Below are 19,038 nucleotides of genomic sequence, written 5' to 3'. Positions count from 1 at the left end.
CTGTGAAAAACTATTAGCCTTCCAGCAGCAAGTCGTAAGGGTCTTCAAGCAGTTCCTTAATACGTACAAGGAATTGTACTGCTTCTTTCCCATCCACGATCCGATGGTCATAAGATAATGCAAGGTACATCATTGGACGAACCTCAATCGAATCATCAGGCATAACCATTGGACGTTTTTGGATGTTGTGCATACCAAGTATTCCAACTTGCGGCGAATTAAGAATAGGTGTTGATAACATGGAACCAAATGTACCGCCATTTGTAATCGTAAATGTTCCACCCTGTAGTTCTTCAAGTGACAATTGTTTATTGATTGCTTTTTTGCCTAGGTTACCAATTTCACGTTCAACCCCGGCAAAGTCTAACTTGTCTGCATCACGAACAACTGGTACGACAAGTCCTTCTTCTGTAGAAACAGCGATTCCAATATCATAGAATTTCTTCAATACAAGTTCGTTACCTTGAATTTCAGCATTCAGCAGTGGGAAATCTTTCAATGCACCAATTACCGCCTTTGTAAAGAAAGACATAAAGCCTAATTTAATATCATGCTTCTGCATGAAGCTTTCTTTCCGCTGACTGCGCAATTTCATGATTGCTGACATATCCACTTCATTGAACGTTGTCAGCATAGCTGCTTCCTGCTGCACATTGACAAGACGGTTAGCAATCGTTTGACGACGACGAGACATTTTCACCCGCTCAACCGGCTTATCGAATGTTGTTTTCTCCGATTGTTTTGGTTCTTCTTTTTTAGCCGGTTTTGCCTCTTTTTGCTCATTAGCCCCTTTTGCATGCGTATCAACATCTTCCGGACGAACACGGCCTAATGGGTCATTAGCCTGGACTTTACTTAAATCAATACCTAGTTCACGTGCGCGTTTACGGGCGGCAGGAGAGGCAATGACATCCGTATTGTCAGCTGATTTTTCTTCCGCTTGTGCGGTAGTTTTCTCCTGTTGCGATGTTTGTTCTGTTTCAGTAGTTTCGTTTGCCGTGTCATCAGAGGCACCCGCTGCATCAGCACCAGCTTCCCCATTTTCATCCACTTTGGCAATGACGTCACCTACTTCCACATCATCACCTTCATCACAAACAATTTCTGTAATAACGCCAGCGTAGTCCGTGTTCACTTCTACGTTTACTTTGTCGGTCTCCAGCTCGACGACCGGATCGCCCTTTTCAACCTTATCACCTTTTTTAACAAGCCACTCGGAAATAGTACCTTCTGTAATCGATTCGGCAAGTTCCGGAATCTTAATTTCGTTCACTGGAATCTCCTCCTTCTGACGGGTTGATTGCCTTCTGAATAATTTGTTTCTGTTCTGTTTTGTCTACATTTGGTTCTCCTACAGCAGGTGATGCTCGACGCGGGCGACCGATGTAACGCAGTGTCTGTCCCTCTTGCAGCAATTCTCGTAAATGATCATTCACAAAATTCCAGCTGCCCATGTTTTGCGGCTCTTCCTGCACCCAGACAATCTCTTCCAGGTTCGGAAGCTCTTTTAGTTCTTTTTCAAGCTGTTTTGCAGGGAATGGATAAATTTGCTCCAACCGTAGAACGCGCAACCAGTCGAATTTTTCATCCGCATTGGCAATTGCCTCTTCAATATCCACCATTACTTTACCGCTACCAATAACTAAGCGCTTGGCATTCTTCTTGCTCACCTTTAAATTTGGCTGATTCCGCAGCGGTTCAAACTTGCCTTCTGTAAATTCTTTCGCTTCCGATGCAACCCGCTGATTACGCAATAGGCTTTTCGGAGTCATTAAGACAAGCGGCCGTGCTTCCTCTCTACCGCGCATAGCTGCCTGCCGACGAATCAGATGGAAGAATTGCGCTGATGATGTCACATTAGCAACAATCAGGTTATTCTCCGCTGCAAGCTGCAAGAAACGCTCCAGGCGTGCACTGGAATGCTCTGGTCCTTGTCCTTCATATCCATGCGGCAATAGCATAACGAGGTTGGACTTGTCACCCCATTTCGCGCGTGCTGCTGAAATGAATTGGTCAAATATCACTTGCGCCGCATTTGCAAAATCACCAAACTGTGCTTCCCAGATAACAAGTGTATTAGGTGCCTGAACACTATAACCATATTCAAATCCTAAAACACCTGCTTCTGAAAGCGGGCTGTTGCGAATATCAAAGGAAGCTTGGGTGTCCTCAAGTCCATGCAGCGGGCTGTATCTATCCCCTGTTTCGGCATCGTGGAGGACCATGTGTCTGTGTGCAAACGTACCGCGCTCTGTGTCCTGGCCGGTCAAGCGGATTGGGATGCCATCATTTAAAATGGACGCATAGGTTAAGGCCTCACCGGCACCCCAGTCCGCTTTATTCCCTTCTTCAAGGACATTCTCACGTCGCTTTAGAATTCGCTCCAACTTCCTGAATACCGTAAAGCCTTCAGGACGATTTTGCATATCTTTGTTCAATTTCTTTAATTTTTCCAATGGGATCGATGTATCGAACTGGTCCAGCCCGTTTGTTAAAGCTTTAGGCATCCGTTTAGCTTCGGCGTCGCCACTATCGTTTTCTTTCATGTTTTCATAAACTTCTCTTAAGTTGGCTGTTACCTGATCTTTCATCTTCTTCCATTCATTCGCTTCAATAACATTTTCTTGTTCCAGCTTTTCTGCAAAGACTTCTGCTGATGTCAAGCGGTTGTCAATATCTTGATATAGTTTCGGCTGTGTTGCTCTTGGTTCATCCATTTCATTATGACCATAACGACGGTAACCGACTAAATCAATTAAAAAATCTTTATGGAACTTTTGACGATATTCATAGGCAATAGTTATTGCAGAAACACATGCAACCGGATCATCAGCATTCACGTGAATGATCGGAATTTCAAACCCTTTGGCTAAATCACTTGCATAGCGAGTGGAGCGTCCATCTTGCTGATCAGTTGTGTAGCCAAGAAGATTGTTGGCAATAATATGAAGTGTTCCACCTGTTTGATAGCCCGGAAGTCCTTTGAAATTCAATGTTTCGGCAACAACGCCTTCCCCGATGAACGCTGCATCACCATGAATAAGTACCGGCAGTGCCTTTTTGAAATCCTGGCTGGGATAACCTTTCTGGTAACGATCATCTTGGGCTGCACGCGCAAATCCTTCAACAACCGGATTGACAAACTCTAAGTGAGATGGGTTGTTGGCAAGTGTAATCCGTGTCCCTGATGGGTTATTCTCTTCTTTCACATCTTTTGTTGCACCAAAGTGATACTTCACATCACCTGTCCAGCCATAGTTAATGCCTGTTGAGCCCTCTGAAGGGATTAGTTCTTTATCAGGCGAGTGATGGAATTCGGAAAATATTTTGTCAAACGGTTTACCCAACACATGTGCCAACACACTGAGTCGTCCACGGTGGGCCATTCCCATCATAATATGTTCGATATTATCATCAATGGAATTTTTAACTACCTCGTCAAGCATTGGGACCATTGATGCCAGGCCTTCAATGGAAAACCGCTTCTGACCGACGAACGTTTTCTGCAAAAATTCCTCAAAATTCTCTACCTCTATCAAACGCCGTAAGAGTTCCGTCTTCTTGTCATCAGTAACCCCTTTATTAAACCTGGCTGATTCAATATAATCCAGAAGCCATGCCCGTTCGTCATCATTATTAACATGGTCGTATTCAAACGTAATCGTACCGGAATATAGCGCTTTTAGCCGCTCGATAACCTCTAATCCATCATCAACACCACTTGGCGCTTGCTCCCAAAGCCAGGAAGCAGGTATACTCCGTAAATCCGCTTCCGTCAATCCATATGTCTCCGGCTTGACTAAATTCGTTTCCCGTTCGTCTCGTCCTACCGGGTAAATGTCGGATTCCATATGCCCAAAACGACGAATAGCCTCAACAAGTTTCATTGCTGAGGTTAGCTTTTTGACATCTCCTATTGCTGGCCCCGATTGCGTAACTTGTTGGGAAGATCCCTTTTCACGACGTACATGGTCAGGGGCACCATGTTTGTCAAACAGTTCCTTCAATGAAGAATCTACTGCTGCCGGGTTCTCCTTGTATAATTCATACTGTTCCTCAATATAACCCATGTTTGGACCATGAAAACTCTCCCAGAATCTTTCTTGGGATTCTTCACTTTGTGCCACGTCTAAAACCCCCATTAGAAGATAACTTTATCCCCGTTATGTAACGGCCTTTCATATCCATCTTTATTATAGACCTCTGCTTCATGTTCATCAACTAATATACTCTATTTTACGGGCATAAACAATAAGTGATAAGGGAGTTTTAAAAATAAAACAATTCGTATAATATGACAATTTGACAAACAATAGGATTGTAGTTCACATCCTAGCTATAATTCTGTATAATAAAGACATACTAAGATGTGAACACATACGTTTACGAAGCATAAAAAGGAGGGTGTTCCTTGAAGCTTGCATTAATAATAGGCGTCATCATAACTTTCCTCGTTTCCTGTTTCACTTCAGGATATGAAGCAAAACCAGGGGTACCTAAAAAGAACCAGTAAAAGAGACCAAACGAAATCGATCATCTCCCGGGTAATAAGAAAGCATCGGCATATCAGCCGATGCTTCTTTATTACATATAGAACAAAAAACCTATGATAGCCTCAAGAGGTGAAACGAATAGTAGAAAAACCCCCACTAATAAAGGATTCACCTTTTTGCATGACACGATAAACTAAGCCATTCCCGGAAAACCTTGTTGCCGCAACACTTCAAAAATAATAATAGCAGCCGAATTCGACAAATTCAATGATCGTATTTGATCACGCATTGGAATCCGTAAACATTGCTCCTCTTTCCCTACCAGAAAATCCGGTGGAAATCCGGAACCTTCCCGGCCGAATACAAACAGCATATCCGTTTCGGGATTGCTGAAGTCATAATCGGCATAATAATTAGAACCAACGTTTTCAATATAATAGAATGTGCCATTTGGGTAATTGGCATATACGTCCTCAATGGAATCATGTTCCCGGACATCAGCGGACTGCCAGTAGTCCAAGCCCGCACGACGAACCATTTTATCACTAGTTGAGAAACCCAACGGACGAACCAAGTGCAACGTTGCACCGGTTCCCAAGCAAGTCCTGGCAATATTCCCTGTGTTCGCGGGTATTTCTGGCTGGTATAGAACAATATGCAGACTCACGATTATTCTCCTCTTTCCTCATTAAACTTTTCAAGCAACGCTATTATTATACCATTACTCACCTATCCGGAAAAATTTATATCGTGTATCTGATGTCCAAGCGAGTGAGTCTTCGTATGACCAATATCTGTGGCGACTGTTGTTTGTATGCGCATTGACAAGCGGCATGCCATCCGCATCTTTTGCTACAACAATCGTATTATGATCCCATCTGCCATCACCTTCAAAATCATAGCAAATAATATCACCGGGAATAAGTTCACTTGCCGACTCCAATTCTTTGCCTTTTAACCCTGTAGTAGAACCGCTCAAATACCAACGTAATGAATGTGCCACTGCCCAGCTGTAACTCCAATTGTCATCCTTATACCACCAGCCATTGCTACGATCAGGGGCTCCGCGCATAGGAGCACCTCCAGCTCGCATGCATTGTGATACGTAATTGGTGCAGTCGACATCAAACGTCCTGTATGCCGGATTGTAACTGTTCCACCACCGTTCAGCATACTGGACAGCTGCACGCCGGTCGTAGGAAAACCGCTGTTGTGACCGATGACCTCCCGTGGCGTTTATACTGGGATGTGTTGTTTCTTTTGGAGAAGTCATTTCAGTCCTGCGATGTTCGGTGACTTGCCCATCTTCCAACTGGAATCGAAGCGGAATCACTTGCTCCTCCCTAATAAAATGATCGCCTTGTTTAATCAAAAATGACATATGCAGCAAATATTGGCATTCTGTCCGATTATCATACCTAATTGTTTCGAATGCCTGCCCCTTACCACTAACACGAACAATCTCTGCTCCCCGGTCCCGGTACACTTCTTTTTTACGTTGCCACCAATTCATTTGATCATTGCGCTCCGATTGGAAAAACTGCACCCACACATCTTTTATTTCTTCCATAAAAAATCCCCTCCAATACTAATGTATGGAGAGAATGATTGTCCAAAGCACTAATTGCAGCAGTTGTTATTCATGATTTTTTTCCAGCGTCAGCAAAAACTCCTTCTTATCCAGTCCGCCGCCGTAACCAACCATTTTTCCGTTCGCACCTACTACACGGTGGCACGGAACCACAATCGATATCGGATTTTTATTGACGGCACCCCCTACAGCACGCACCGCTTTAGGGTTGCCGATTGCTTGTGCAATATCTTTATACGCAGTCGTTTCCCCATACGTAAGAAGGTTGAAAAGCGCCTGCCAAACTTGTGTCTGAAATGGTGTTCCGTAAAAACTGAAAGGAAACGAAAATGTCTTTCGTGTACCTTGAAAATATTCCAGAAGTTCATGTTTGGCCTGCTTCACCTGCTCCGGGCTATGGACTAACCTGCTATCCGGAAAATACCGTTTTAACCACGATGCCAGCTTGTTATTCATCAAGCGTAATGAACCATAATCAATCCGTACAATTGCTTTCCCATTGCTAACAACGAACATGGTCCCAATTGGTGTGTCTATTTGATCATAATAAAGTGTCATAACAAAAACCGCTTCCCCTCAGAATTGCTAGGTGGCTGGCGTCTCTTTAAATGCCAGCCCTTTTTCCATTTCGGCTAGTACTTGCTCATCCGTCTCCTTGTCCATGGCTTCCTTGATTGCAACAAATCCATCATCTGTCCCAATCTTTCCAAGTGACCATGCAGCTGTACCACGAATCACCGGACGCGGATCATTGTTCATAACAGCGATTACTTCATCGACAGCCGTCTTATCTTTGTAATGTCCAAGTGCAATCAGCGCATTTCGCTGTAGTGGTTTCTTACCGCGCCACGAGCCGGCGATATGGCCAAACGTCGCTTTGAATTCCCGGTTTGAAATTCTGAGCATCGGTTTCAGCTTTGGTTTAGCAACATCAGGCTCCGGCTCAAATTCCGGATGGTTGTGAAAGTCGACATGTTTGTTATACGGGCATACGACTTGACACGTATCAAACCCATAGATGAAGTTACCGATTTTCGGGCGGAATTCATCCGGTAAAAAGTCTTTTGTTTGGGTTAGAAACGCAAGACAGCGCTGGGCATTAAGCTGTCCGCCTTGCACAAGGGCACCGGTCGGACAGGCATCCAGGCATTTAGTGCAGGAACCACAGCCATCTTCCAGCGGGGTGTCTGGTACAAACGGGATATTTGTAATCAACTCACCGAGATAAACATACGAACCGAATTCCGGCGTGATGATAGCCGTATTTTTTCCACTGAATCCGATTCCGGCTCTTTCTGCAACAGCACGGTCAGATAATTCACCGGTATCAACCATGACTTTTGTACTTGCCTCCGGTATCTTGTCCACAATGAAGGCGGAAAGTTTTTCAAGCTTGTCCCGTAATACTTTATGGTAATCCACCCCCCAGGAAGCACGGCAAAATACACCACGCCGCTCTTCTTTGGTACTTTTTGGTCCATTTTTAATCCGGGAAGGGTAAGCAAGGGCAATGGATATAATCGACTTTGCTTCCGGCAGCAGACGATCCGGTTCTGTCCGCTCCTCCACCGATCCCTTTTCAAAACCGGATTGGTATCCAAGCGACTGCTGACGTTTCAGCCGTTCTTTTAGCCCTTCAAATACATCTGCTGAGGCAAATCCAATTTTGTCGATCCCGATTTCTTTGCTGTAATCAATGATTTCCTGCTTAAGCTGCTGGGTATTCATTGTTTTGCCTCCCTTTTCTCTTGATGTCAGTGTGTCTGTTTAATTGAAGCCGTGCGCATTCTGTTTAACACTGCGGCAATCTCATACCTGCGCGGACGTGCAATATCACCGGGGTGCTGGTCTTTGAACACGGTGAATGACGCGAGCCCCTGTTCATTCATTTGCTGTTCGATATCATCAAGCAGACGATGAAGTGTCTTTCCCCCTAGCGCATTAGACCGGTCCAGGTATTGGATGATTTCCGCAATCATTCTTGTCTGGGAAGCATCTACAAGCTGCTCGGTGTCATGAAACGTTATATCTGACCGCCCCATGACAATCGTCGTCAGCCCTTTAGCCTGGGTTTTCGACTTATTTCCTTTCCTCGTCTGCAACGATTGCTGCTGGAAAGTCCGATTGCTGATCGTGCCGAATGATTCATCCTCCATTGACTCCCGATTAATCGGACTGGCTGATACAATCGACTTTGCCTGATCTGTCACATCATAAGGGACATACGCCTCCATCATGATGACTTTATCAGCAACATCAAAGTAATCACCCGATCCCCCATGACGAGGATAGTGGAAACATCCAGCTGATCACGCATTTGCTTAATCTTATCAATGAATGGTGTAATCGGCTCTTTATCCTTATGCACGAGTTGCTGCATGCGCTCATCGCGAATCATAAAGTTTGTGGCACTGGTATCTTCATCAATAAGCAAGGTTGTAGCACCAGCCTCCAGTGCCTCCATTACGTTCGCAGCCTGTGAGGTACTTCCACTGGCATTTTCAGTCGAAAAGAAGTGCGTATCCTGCCGGTGCGGAAGATTATTGATAAATGGTGAAATGTTGACACCTGTAACTTGCCGTCCATCTTCCGCCCGAATTTTCACAGCGTCCGGATCGGTTAGTACATATTCGCGCCCGTCACCATTTGTATGGAAATACACGCCGCGTTCAATCGCTTCCAGTATCGTGCTCTTGCCATGATAGCCACCGCCGGCTATTAATGTAATGCCTTTTTTGATAGCCATCCCGACTATTGGTTCAGCCCGGTGCGGTACTTGAATCTCTACCTCATTTTCCTTAGGGCTGTGAAACGGTATGGCCTTTTTTAGTGGTCTATTGCTAACACCGCTCTCCCTTGGCAGCACAGACCCATTGGCAATAAACGCAATCCAATCATTATTGCGCATTTCCTTTCTAATTACTTCTTGCTGATCAGCCAATTGTACAGCGGCTTCTATTTCATCATCTGTTATGGAAAAAATAGAAGATTGCAAGATGGCAGGAATAGCTTTTGTAAACAGTTTCTCGGCTTCTCTGCCATTAATCTTCCGCCCGTTTGCCGGCAAGCCAACCGAAATGCATACAGTAATCGACTTGGAATCAGCCTGGACTGCACTCCGCTCCAACACTTCCTGGCCCGGACGGTCAAACTGAATATTGCCGCTTTTCCCGGATCCTTTAATAGAAAAATTCCCTTTCGCAATGGCCGCTCCTACTTTACGGGCAAGAATATCCTCAGTTGCAATCTCCCGCACATACGAAGCAAACCAGCTTTCCTTTAGTGGTCGTTTTCTATTAGGTATGACCACCCGAATTTTGGATGGCGCTGCAAACGGATCTCCCTGAACATAATCAATATATAAATCGAAATCGGAAAATTTATAGTGTCCTTGAATACTTTTATACGCTTTATAACCTTTTCCATCAATTTGCTGCAATGTCTGCATTAACTTCTTCATAAAAACCCCTCAATTACTGATAGTGTCAAATTCAGAATACATGGTAGCAATGACAGTTTCAAGTGTAGCGGATAAGCCAACATAGGAAATCCAATGAAAAAACGCAATGCTTCGGATACTGCGAAACACTGCGTTAGGACTTCTATGTATGGAGCGGGTGATGGGAATCGAACCCACGACATCAGCTTGGAAGGCTGAGGTTTTACCACTAAACTACACCCGCATAAAATATGTAACTTTGTCTTTTTTTGTCGGAACAGAATATAGTATACCACTTTAAAGAAAAGGTATCAATAACTATTTTAATTTTTTTGTATGAAGGGCAAAACGGCCTTGAGAGAAGCGCTCTCGAAACCTTTTTCCACCAATTTAGGCGGTGAAATGGCCTTGAGAGAAGCGCTCTCGAAACCTTTTTCCACCAATTTAGGCGGTGAAATGGCCTTGAGAAGCGCTCTCGAAACCTTTTTCCACCAATTTAGGCGGCGAAATGGCCTTGAGAAGCGCTCTCGAAACCTTTTTCCACCAATTTAGGCGGTGAAATGGCCTTGAGAAGCGCTCTCGAAACCTTTTTCCACCAATTTAGGCGCCAGAATGGTCTTGAGAGGCGCTCTCGGAAGACTGTCGGCCGTTTCAACGACTTCCATTCACAGCACACAGTTCTCTACACCACATTGATCACAGGCAAGTAGTCGTTTAAAATAAGTCATATCCTTTAACAGAAAATACTTGCCATCATTTCCAATAACGCCTTGTTTTTTCCATTTGTTTACGATTCGACTGACAGTTTCCCTGGATATGGCAATGTGTTTGCTGATATCCTGTATAACAAGTGGCTCCGTCATCCGAATGCCATCAGGCGTAACGACTCCATACATATTTGCATATCGTACAAAAAACGATGCAACTGCCCCTTCCGACCCAAATGCTATATAATCACGGAGTTTAGCCTTGCTTGCATCCAGTGATTCTGCAAGCCAACGCAAAAAGTGGAGGCTCAGCCCACCATTTTCAGATAAAAGCTTTTCTGCAGTTCCCCGTTCAAGGGCATACAGCTCACTTCCTTCCATTGCCTGGGCTGTATGCGAATAACTGCCTCCTCCAAAGACGCCTATTTCACCAATTCCATCATTCTCGCCACGTGTAAAAACGGTTAGATGTCTGTTAGGTCCAACGGTTTTAAATACCTGAATAATTCCTTTTGCTATAAAATATAAATAATTGGCAGGGTTTTTTTCCTCAAAGATGTTAGCATGTTTCCGGAAAGTCACCGGTTCAGAATATCTCATAAGCAAATCACGTTCTTCTTGCTTAAGCCGTTGTAAAATAGGTTCCATATTTGCACGCTCCTTCAGTATCCTATATCCATTATACAGGAAAGTAAAACGTTATAGCGTGATATTTATCACAAAAATTTACTGCTTTACAGATTCTTATGAAGCGTATAAAATAACGTTACATTTGAAGGAGGCGAATGCGTTGTCTGTCTACCCTATTACACTATCACAAACCAGTTTTATTCACCGCGATAAGCTGACATATCCATTTGAGGAGCGTGGACTGCAATTTGGTGATGGAATCTATGAAGTGATCCGTATCTACGCAGGAACCAGTTATTTACTTACAGAACATGTCGACCGTTTATTCCGATCTGCCGAGGCCATCAGGCTAAACTTGCCATTTTCCAAACAGAAAGTTATGAACCTATTAATAGAATTGCTCAGCCAGAATAAAATGACCTCAGATGGTATTATTTATCTGCAAGCAACTCGTGGTTCAGCGCCACGCACACATGCATTTCCCGGGGACGTTCCTGCAAATGTTTATGCTTATGTGCAGGATATGCCGCGTAAAACAGAACAGCTAACCAACGGCGTTTCCGTCATTACACAACGTGATACTCGCTGGGAAAACTGCTATATTAAAAGTTTGAATCTTTTGCCAAATGTCCTGGCTAAGCAGGCAGCGCAGGAAAATGGCTGCTATGAGGCACTTTTCCAAAAAGATGGCATAGTGACAGAGGGCAGTTCATCAAATGTGTATCTTGTAAAAGACGGTACTATCTACACCCACCCAGCAACAAGAGCCATTCTACACGGCTGTGTCCGCATGCGGGTGGAAGAATTCGCAAGTTATTTAGCCATTCCGTTTGTCGAAAAAGCATTCACAACCGATGACATCCTGGACGCCGATGAGTTATTTCTATCAAGCAGTACCTCTGAAATCATGCCAGTCATCATGGTCGACGAAAACCAGATTAACGATGGAAAACCAGGAAGCATCACCAGACAACTCCAAGCAACATATGAGCAGGATGCAGCCGTCAGTCAAACGGTCATGTGAGCCTTTTGCCTTTGCAAAGGGCTTTTTTATTTTATAGAAAATTAAATTGATTCGAAATGTGAAATAGTTTACCATTAAATTAACTGGATTTTCACAGTAAACTAGATAATTTTTTTAGTATTTAAAGAAGGAAAATTCGCAACACTACAAGGAGGAAAAAATATGAGTAATCATTCAAAACGTGCACTGACAGCAGACGACCTAAAACGGATTAATGTAGTCAGTGACCCACAGCTCAAGCCTGACGGAAGTGCTTTTGCCTTCGTTTCTACAGTTGCTAATGACGATAATGACTATACGTCACAGCTTTTTTTACAATCGCTTGAAGACGCACAGCCAAGACAGTGGACATTCGGTGATGCTAAAAACATTCACCCACGCTTCTCCCCCGATGGTAATATGATGGTCTTTCAATCGGACCGGAGTGGTGTTCCGCAGCTATGGCTCGTACATACAGATGGTGGGGAAGCAAAACAACTGACAACTTTCAAAAATGGTGCCGTTGATCCGGAATGGTCCCCGGATGGAAAACGGATCATTTTCAATGCGCCACTAGAAGAACAAGATGATGTATCCAAGCAACGAGAGCTATCTGAAGACGAACGCAAGAAGGAAAAAGAAGAAAAAAGTAAACAGCCGCTTGTTGTTAACCGGCTCAAATACAAATCAGATGTAAAAGGATTTCATGATGACAAGCGCACCCAACTAGTCCAGTATGATCTGGAAACTGAAACATTTGAACAGCTGACAACTGCACCTACCCATCATCATTTGGAAGATATCGCTCCAGACGGGAAGCACATTTTGTTCAGTGCCAATCTGGATGAGGATGAAGATTACGAGCTAACGAACGACCTCTATCTGTTAAACCTGTCAACAAAAGAAACAACGATGCTAACCAATGGAAACGGCCAATACGGAAATGCGCGCTTCTCGCCAAATGGAGAAAAAGTTGCCTGCTTTGGTCACGAGTTTGCATATAAAGGGGCCACGCTGAATGATTTATACATCTTTGACATTGCGTCCGGTGAGCGCACGTGCCTCAGCGACAAATGGGACTTCCAGTTAGGCGATGCAATGATTGGTGACACACGTATGGGCCAATCTGAAGCCGGCCCTGTCTGGAATGCTAACGGTACACATCTCTTATTCCTTGGGACGGATTCCGGCGCAACCAGCTTATACCAGGTAGACCTGTCAGGCGAATGGAGCATGGTGTACGAAAATAATAACCATGTATTTGGGTTCGCCAACAACAATGATGCGCTCGTCCTTGGCATCAGCAATCCGACAGAACCCGGTAACTTCTACCAGTTGAACCGTGACGGACAAGTCACACAACTAACAGATGTCAACAGAAAATTTCTGAATGACGTGGCGTTAAGTGAACCGGAAACATTAACTTTTCAAGCTAATGACGGCTGGCAAATCCAAGGCTGGCTCTTGCGTCCGTATGGCTTTGAACAAGGTAAGAAGTACCCGTTTATTCTGGAAGTGCATGGCGGACCACACGCCATGTACGGGCAAACATTTTTCCATGAAATGCAGCTTTTGGCCGCCAAAGGGTATGTAGTATTGTACACCAACCCACGGGGAAGTCATGGATACGGGCAAGAATTCGTTAATGCGTGCCGTGCAGATTACGGTGGAAGCGATTATACTGACTTGATGGCCGCGGTTGACTACGCATTAGAAAACTATGATTTTATCGATCATGACCGGCTCGGCGTTACCGGAGGCAGTTATGGCGGATTCATGACGAACTGGATCGTCGGCCATACCAACCGGTTTAAAGCAGCTGTCACCCAGCGTTGCATTAGTAACTGGCTAAGTTTTTACGGTGTAAGCGACATTGGCTATTTCTTTGCTAAATGGGAACTAGGTAAAAGCCTGCTGGAAGACCCGCAAGCATTGTGGAATTTCTCTCCATTAAAATATGCCGAAAATATGGAAACACCCTTACTGATTGTACACGGGGAAAAGGATTACCGCTGCCCAATCGAGCAAGGCGAGCAGCTGTTCATAACTCTAAAACAACTGCGCAAAGAAGTAGAGTTTGTCCGCTTCCCTGATGCTAATCATGAATTAAGCCGCAGCGGCAAACCAGACATGCGAATCGAACGGCTGCAGCACATCACACGCTGGTTCGAACAATACCTGTAAAGTGAACAAGGGACGCCCTCTATTCTTAGAAGGCGTCCCCTTATTCTAGCGCGAAAAGTTTAAAAACCTGTATGTTTTCCCACTACTGCCAATCCGTATATTCCGATAAAAATGCATTCAATTTATTAATATATTTCTCCTTAGCGACGACAAACGGCTCTCCGTGATTGGCATTCTCGACTGTCATCAGTTCGGCGTCACTTTTCGTATTTTCATAAAGTTTTTCTGACATATTTGTCGGAACAAATGTATCAGACTCACCATGAATATATAGAATCGGAACGTCCGCTTTTTTCACCTGATCCAATGCTGAGGCCTCTTGCAGTGAATAGCCTGCCCGCATCTTCGCAACAACACTTGTCGACGGCAGGAATGGAACAGATGGCAAATGGAACATCCGGTCCATCTGGTAGGCAAACAAATCGTAAACGCTCGTGTACGGACTGTCTGCAATAACAGCTTTTACATTATCCGGAAGTTCCTCACCGGAAGTCATTAAAACGGTCGCCGCTCCCATCGACACACCGTGTAAGATAATTTCCGTGTCTTTACCGTATTTGGCAATAATCTGATCAATCCAATCCAGATAATCAAGCCGATCATGCCAGCCAAAACCAATATAATCTCCTTCACTGGCACCGTGCCCTCTTGCATCAGCAGTGAAGATATTGTAGCCCTTCTGTTCAGAATAATACTGCCCAAACAACCCCATATCCATCGCATTGCCAAGATAACCATGCGCCATGACAACCACTTTATTGGAAGGTTTTTCAGGTTCAAGGTAGTAGCCTTTCAATTCCAGTCCATCATTTGATGTCATCGTCCACTCCGAAAAGTCCTGCTGATCAACCCAGGTTCGCCAGTCCCCTTCCAGCAGCACTTCCATCGTTTCTGCGGATACTTCAAGGTCCTCATTCCCTTGCAGAAAATCTTTTTTATTGCGGTCGATAGCCAACTGATAAAAATAAAAACTTGCAACGATATCTATGATTAATAGGATAACGAATAATCCTATGCCTATTTTCAGCCACTTTTTCCGTTTCACGTGACGCCTCCTCTCTAACACTTTCATTCTAACGCTATTATACAAAAAAATGCAGAGGTTTTCGGCATTCATTTAATGGTACTTATTAGAAGTCAGCGTAAAACCTTAATTTTAATTTGCTAAGCTGCAACATTCTATTGATGCGGAAGGCCGCGGTCTCTTTGAACGAAAGGTTTATTTAATATAAATCACCGGCAAAGGGACCGCTGCCGGACACATCAGTTGAAACCAACACGCTAAGCGTTACACCGATTTCCGTTTTTGAGGAGATGCTGAGGACAACGTTATTTGCATAAGTCCGAAGTATGTCCACTTTGCAAAAGGAGAAGTCTTATATCAACTGGATCAATAGCCATCCTAAAAAGACATAGCTCGCTCGTTGACAGATCAAGATTCCTTTCGAGCTGACAGGTGATGGGAATTAGTGGACAAAATATCTTTGAAGATTTGCTGGAAATGAAAAAAGCACACGTGCGTGATGCCGTTGAGCGTACGGGGTTTCAAAAGCATTTGAATATAATTCTCGTACCATCGTAAACATCGGAAAACAAAATACTCCACTGAATGCCATGCCAAACCATAAAAATGGAAACATGTAATACTCGGCAAAACGCATGATTAACAAATTCCGATACGGCTCCTCAACCAGTATATATTGCCAGAAAAACAATTAGAAAAACTCAGGCCTAGCCTCGTCTTATAGAGAATGCCGAAGTTTTTCTTATAAGGTCATCCATATTTACACTTTCTGACGTTAAAAAAAAGACACAGCCCACAAACTGTTGCCAAACAAGAATCCTTTCAGCCGGTTCATGTGATGAGAAGAGAAGTGCACCCCCGTGCAAAACCAAAACACACCAAAACAAGGAATAGAGAACCATTCGGGAATGGCCGGTGAATGCTAACCGACAGGCTGCCGTATACGAGCGGTATCATGATCAGTATGATTTCGGTCCAATACCTGGCCATTTTCCTCCCCATCCCATCAAGTGATTAGAACATCCGGATGATCCTTCTCAAAAGCAACCGCGCCATGTATTAATGCAACACCTCATCGTTATCAAATTCCTGTAAATCCCTGTCTCCAGGCCTGTCTGTCCGCAGTTGCCCAATAAACAGCTTCAAGGTCCGTTCATTCATCCAATTCGTCCCCCAGACATCATCATTAGCCATCATGGTGCCCATCAGCCAAATGCGTCTGGCAGTAATGAGCAGCGGAATACTTTTGAAATCATCTGATGCCAAGTTCCGCTCGGCCGTATATCCTTCTAAAAACGCATCCCAGCAGTCTTTTTCCATATTTTTATAGTTGTTTAGCAAATTCCACCACGATACAGCGATATCATATCCTCTGAATCCGGTGGCACAGCAGTCGAAGTCAAATACCTCGATACCGTTGCTGGAAAGGTGCATATTGTGGTTATGAAAATCGCCATGGCAAAAGTCTTTTTCCAAATCAAGCGCTGCCAAATCAGCCTTTGTATTCTCCACAACCGCATGCAATAGATTGACCGCACTTTGCCCAAGGTAACGTTCAAGTACCGGGGAAATGATTTCAGCCGGTTCATCCAATAAATGCTGCATATCCAGCTCAAAGCCTCGTTCGTACACAGATTCGAAACCAGACGTTAATCGATGCAGTCGGCCAAGTGTCGCACCGATTAGCTCCGCGTTTTCCACATTGATCAGTGGGCGCTCCCCTTCTGAATAGGTGAACAGTACGCCATAACGTAATCCTTCAGGCGCCTCCACTTCATAGATGTAATCATCGTCATGCTTTTTGATTGGATACGATGCACGAAATCCTTGCTCGTAAAGCTGGTTAAGCGCATCCAATTCAAAAAGAATCGCCTGCTTATCCCGCCACCCGGACCGATAAAGTCGGAAAATATAGTTGTTTTGTTTTTCGTCCGTTATACGATAGGTGTCATTTAATCCCCGTGCTAAAAAGTCACATGTCACACTACCCTCAAAGCTATGACCGGTAACTAGTTGTTTGATCGTTTCTGTGTCAATTAGTGCGTGTTTTACGTTAATTTGCAATATATAATTCCTCCAAAGCAATCAAAGCTTCATTTTTACCGGATTTTCGTATAACCTCTAATGCAGAAACATCACCATATGTTCCTCATCATAATAATGGTCACCTGCTTTAACAGCACCCTTATGTACGCCAAACGGGACAAACCCCAACGCATAACAAAAACGTTCCGCCATCTTTTTGTTTTTATCGTTGACGACAATCGACAGACAAATCTGTTCCACACCGTCCAACGACTTCGCATGATTAATAGCTGTCTGCATCAATTGTTTCCCGATTCCCTTCTCGCGTTCAAACGGGGTGACATACAAAAACCTTAAAGTTGCACGGTGATCTGTTTTCTTTTTCTTCCCCCTGACGAGTGTCACCACACCTACCAGTTCATCTTCTACAAACGCCCCAAACGTAAACGCGTTTACCGACTGCAGTCTCACTTTGTACACGTAAACAGAATTTCTTTTTATCTCGCAATAGCTGGCAGTATATGTTTCAGGACTGTTCAGCATTGCTTCCAGACAAAGATCGCGATATGCCGCTGCGTTATCAAGTCCAAGTAAACGAATATCGATAACAGCCCCGCTCCCTTCGCTTTTTTATCATGTATATGAACCTTGTCCATCCATTCATGCATTATTATTTATGAACATGATAACGAAAGGCTGTACATCGGAGCCGGACGTGGCTTGATGTTGCAAGTGAACCTTTTTACAGCGTTCAGCCTTATTTTGAAAAATCCCGGCACAAGACCGGGACACTTTACGTTTCCTCATAAGGTTCGTATTCATCACCGTAATACCGGTTGTAGCGCAGTTTGAATCGTTTAAACAAATGAACGGTTAGCACTTTGATGATGGCGAAACCCGGAATCCCAAGAATCACACCAATAATACCAAATAAATTTCCCGCAACCAATAAAACAATAATAATGGTTAGCGGATGGATATGCATGGTTTTGCCCATCACATTCGGCGAAACAAAATTACCTTCCAAAAACTGAACTGCCGCCCAGACAATACCTAATTTCAGCAGCATAATGGGGGAGTCGACCAGCGCGATAATAATGGCCGGAGAAATAGCGATAATTGGCCCGAGATATGGGACGACACTTGTTATAGCGGCTATAATCGCAAGGGTAATCGCATAATTCAGACCGATAATCAAATAACCAATATATAACAAAAGTCCAATGCATGAAGCGACGATAATCTGCCCCTGTATATAGGAACCGACCTGTACATCCATGTTATACAGAAGTTCGTCAGCATCATCCCGGTACCTTGGCGGCAGTAGCTTCAGACAGAATGCCTTAAACTGTTCCCCGTCTTTCAACAAGAAAAAAAGAATGAACGGAAACGTAACAATGGCCACCACGACACGAGTAATGACATTGGCAATATTTTGCACGCCTTCAACAGCACCGCCAAGGGATTCCATCACCCGGCTTGTCAAATTGCTTAAATTGGAAGTGACCCATTCATACCCCTGCTCATAATAGGGTGCCAAGAAGGAATGCTGAATCCAGCCTTCAATACCTGCACCCATCTGACTGATGTAGGTAGGAAAGTTTGCCGCCAAATCCTTCACCTGTGACTCAATCGCTGGTGCTGTCAACAGAATAATTCCGGTAAGAAGCCCACTAATACCTAAGATAAGGATGATAATACCCCATATGCGGTGAATGTGTAGCTGTTCCAACAGATTGACAATCGGATTTAATAAGTAATAGGCAATAAAGGCTATAATCATTGGCGGTATAACCGTGGAAAATATTGTAATGATTGGGTCAAAAATAAATGAAACATTCGAATAAATGAAGATTGCAATACCAATCAAAATTAACAGGATCAGCCCGTAAAACAAATCACGACCGCCAATAAATTTCATAAATCGGCTTGTTTTCATCAT

At 44.0% G+C, this 19,038-nt stretch carries 13 protein-coding genes, 1 tRNA gene and 1 pseudogene; 2 read left to right on the top strand and 13 right to left on the bottom strand.

Features of this window, described 5'->3' with window-relative positions; genetic code table 11:
* Positions 1 to 13: 13 nt before the first annotated feature.
* The 9 genes and pseudogenes from odhB to FFL34_RS13535 all read right to left on the bottom strand — a co-directional run bounded on the left by odhB (position 14) and on the right by FFL34_RS13535 (position 10,878).
* Positions 14 to 1,273, bottom strand: coding sequence for a 2-oxoglutarate dehydrogenase complex dihydrolipoyllysine-residue succinyltransferase (gene odhB, locus FFL34_RS13575; protein WP_138603886.1), 1,260 nt, complete (start codon positions 1,271 to 1,273; stop codon positions 14 to 16).
* Positions 1,260 to 4,127: a 2-oxoglutarate dehydrogenase E1 component gene (locus FFL34_RS13570; RefSeq protein WP_138603885.1), complete on the bottom strand. Its 2,868-nt coding sequence runs from the start codon at positions 4,125 to 4,127 to the stop codon at positions 1,260 to 1,262. The genes odhB and FFL34_RS13570 overlap by 14 nt, the downstream gene beginning before the upstream one ends.
* Positions 4,128 to 4,686: 559 nt before the next feature.
* Complete coding sequence (locus FFL34_RS13565) at positions 4,687 to 5,160, bottom strand: tRNA (cytidine(34)-2'-O)-methyltransferase (RefSeq protein ID WP_138603884.1); 474 nt, start codon at positions 5,158 to 5,160, stop codon at positions 4,687 to 4,689.
* 54 nt (positions 5,161 to 5,214) lie between these two features.
* Positions 5,215 to 6,063 (bottom strand): amidase domain-containing protein, encoded by an 849-nt coding sequence (locus FFL34_RS13560; protein ID WP_138603883.1) that lies wholly within the window; start codon positions 6,061 to 6,063, stop codon positions 5,215 to 5,217.
* A 66-nt stretch (positions 6,064 to 6,129) separates the two neighbouring features.
* Positions 6,130 to 6,642 (bottom strand): methylated-DNA--[protein]-cysteine S-methyltransferase, encoded by a 513-nt coding sequence (locus FFL34_RS13555; RefSeq protein WP_138603882.1) that lies wholly within the window; start codon positions 6,640 to 6,642, stop codon positions 6,130 to 6,132.
* A 27-nt stretch (positions 6,643 to 6,669) separates the two neighbouring features.
* Positions 6,670 to 7,812 (bottom strand): tRNA epoxyqueuosine(34) reductase QueG, encoded by a 1,143-nt coding sequence (queG, locus tag FFL34_RS13550; protein WP_138603881.1) that lies wholly within the window; start codon positions 7,810 to 7,812, stop codon positions 6,670 to 6,672.
* Positions 7,813 to 7,838: 26 nt separating this feature from the next.
* A pseudogene (locus FFL34_RS13545) lies at positions 7,839 to 9,544 on the bottom strand (ABC-ATPase domain-containing protein).
* Positions 9,545 to 9,693: 149 nt separating this feature from the next.
* A tRNA-Gly gene (locus FFL34_RS13540) sits at positions 9,694 to 9,767 on the bottom strand.
* Positions 9,768 to 10,188: 421 nt separating this feature from the next.
* Positions 10,189 to 10,878 (bottom strand): Crp/Fnr family transcriptional regulator, encoded by a 690-nt coding sequence (locus tag FFL34_RS13535; RefSeq protein WP_138603880.1) that lies wholly within the window; start codon positions 10,876 to 10,878, stop codon positions 10,189 to 10,191.
* Positions 10,879 to 11,020: 142 nt separating this feature from the next.
* Between FFL34_RS13535 and dat the strand changes: the two genes are divergently transcribed.
* A complete protein-coding gene (dat, locus tag FFL34_RS13530) occupies positions 11,021 to 11,884 on the top strand; it encodes a D-amino-acid transaminase (RefSeq protein WP_138603879.1) in 864 nt (287 codons plus the stop codon).
* A gap of 162 nt (positions 11,885 to 12,046) precedes the next feature.
* Positions 12,047 to 14,047, top strand: a complete 2,001-nt coding sequence (locus tag FFL34_RS13525; RefSeq protein ID WP_138603878.1) for a S9 family peptidase — start codon at positions 12,047 to 12,049, stop codon at positions 14,045 to 14,047.
* Between the two features lie 82 nt (positions 14,048 to 14,129).
* Here FFL34_RS13525 and FFL34_RS13520 read toward each other — a convergent pair whose 3' ends face one another.
* The 4 genes from FFL34_RS13520 to FFL34_RS13505 all read right to left on the bottom strand — a co-directional run bounded on the left by FFL34_RS13520 (position 14,130) and on the right by FFL34_RS13505 (position 19,038).
* Entirely contained in the window at positions 14,130 to 15,092 is a 963-nt protein-coding gene (locus FFL34_RS13520) for an alpha/beta hydrolase (RefSeq protein ID WP_138603877.1), read from the bottom strand.
* A 1,038-nt stretch (positions 15,093 to 16,130) separates the two neighbouring features.
* Positions 16,131 to 17,135 (bottom strand): phosphotransferase enzyme family protein, encoded by a 1,005-nt coding sequence (locus FFL34_RS13515; RefSeq protein ID WP_171046379.1) that lies wholly within the window; start codon positions 17,133 to 17,135, stop codon positions 16,131 to 16,133.
* Positions 17,136 to 17,192: 57 nt separating this feature from the next.
* Complete coding sequence (locus FFL34_RS13510; protein ID WP_234031507.1) at positions 17,193 to 17,639, bottom strand: GNAT family N-acetyltransferase; 447 nt, start codon at positions 17,637 to 17,639, stop codon at positions 17,193 to 17,195.
* A 250-nt stretch (positions 17,640 to 17,889) separates the two neighbouring features.
* Entirely contained in the window at positions 17,890 to 19,038 is a 1,149-nt protein-coding gene (locus FFL34_RS13505) for an AI-2E family transporter (protein WP_171046378.1), read from the bottom strand.

Source organism: Lentibacillus cibarius, assembly GCF_005887555.1.
Lineage (GTDB): Bacteria > Bacillota > Bacilli > Bacillales > Amphibacillaceae > Lentibacillus > Lentibacillus cibarius.
This window is presented reverse-complemented; position numbering and strand designations above follow the sequence as displayed.

Coding starts and splice junctions, on each gene's coding strand:
- FFL34_RS13560 (WP_138603883.1), bottom strand. CDS start 6,063: ATGGAAGAAATAAAAGATGTGTGGGTGCAGTTTTTCCAATCGGAGCGC.
- FFL34_RS13555 (WP_138603882.1), bottom strand. CDS start 6,642: ATGACACTTTATTATGATCAAATAGACACACCAATTGGGACCATGTTC.
- queG (WP_138603881.1), bottom strand. CDS start 7,812: ATGAATACCCAGCAGCTTAAGCAGGAAATCATTGATTACAGCAAAGAA.
- FFL34_RS13535 (WP_138603880.1), bottom strand. CDS start 10,878: ATGGAACCTATTTTACAACGGCTTAAGCAAGAAGAACGTGATTTGCTT.
- FFL34_RS13525 (WP_138603878.1), top strand. CDS start 12,047: ATGAGTAATCATTCAAAACGTGCACTGACAGCAGACGACCTAAAACGG.
- FFL34_RS13510 (WP_234031507.1), bottom strand. CDS start 17,639: ATGCTGAACAGTCCTGAAACATATACTGCCAGCTATTGCGAGATAAAA.
- FFL34_RS13505 (WP_171046378.1), bottom strand. CDS start 19,038: ATGATGAAAACAAGCCGATTTATGAAATTTATTGGCGGTCGTGATTTG.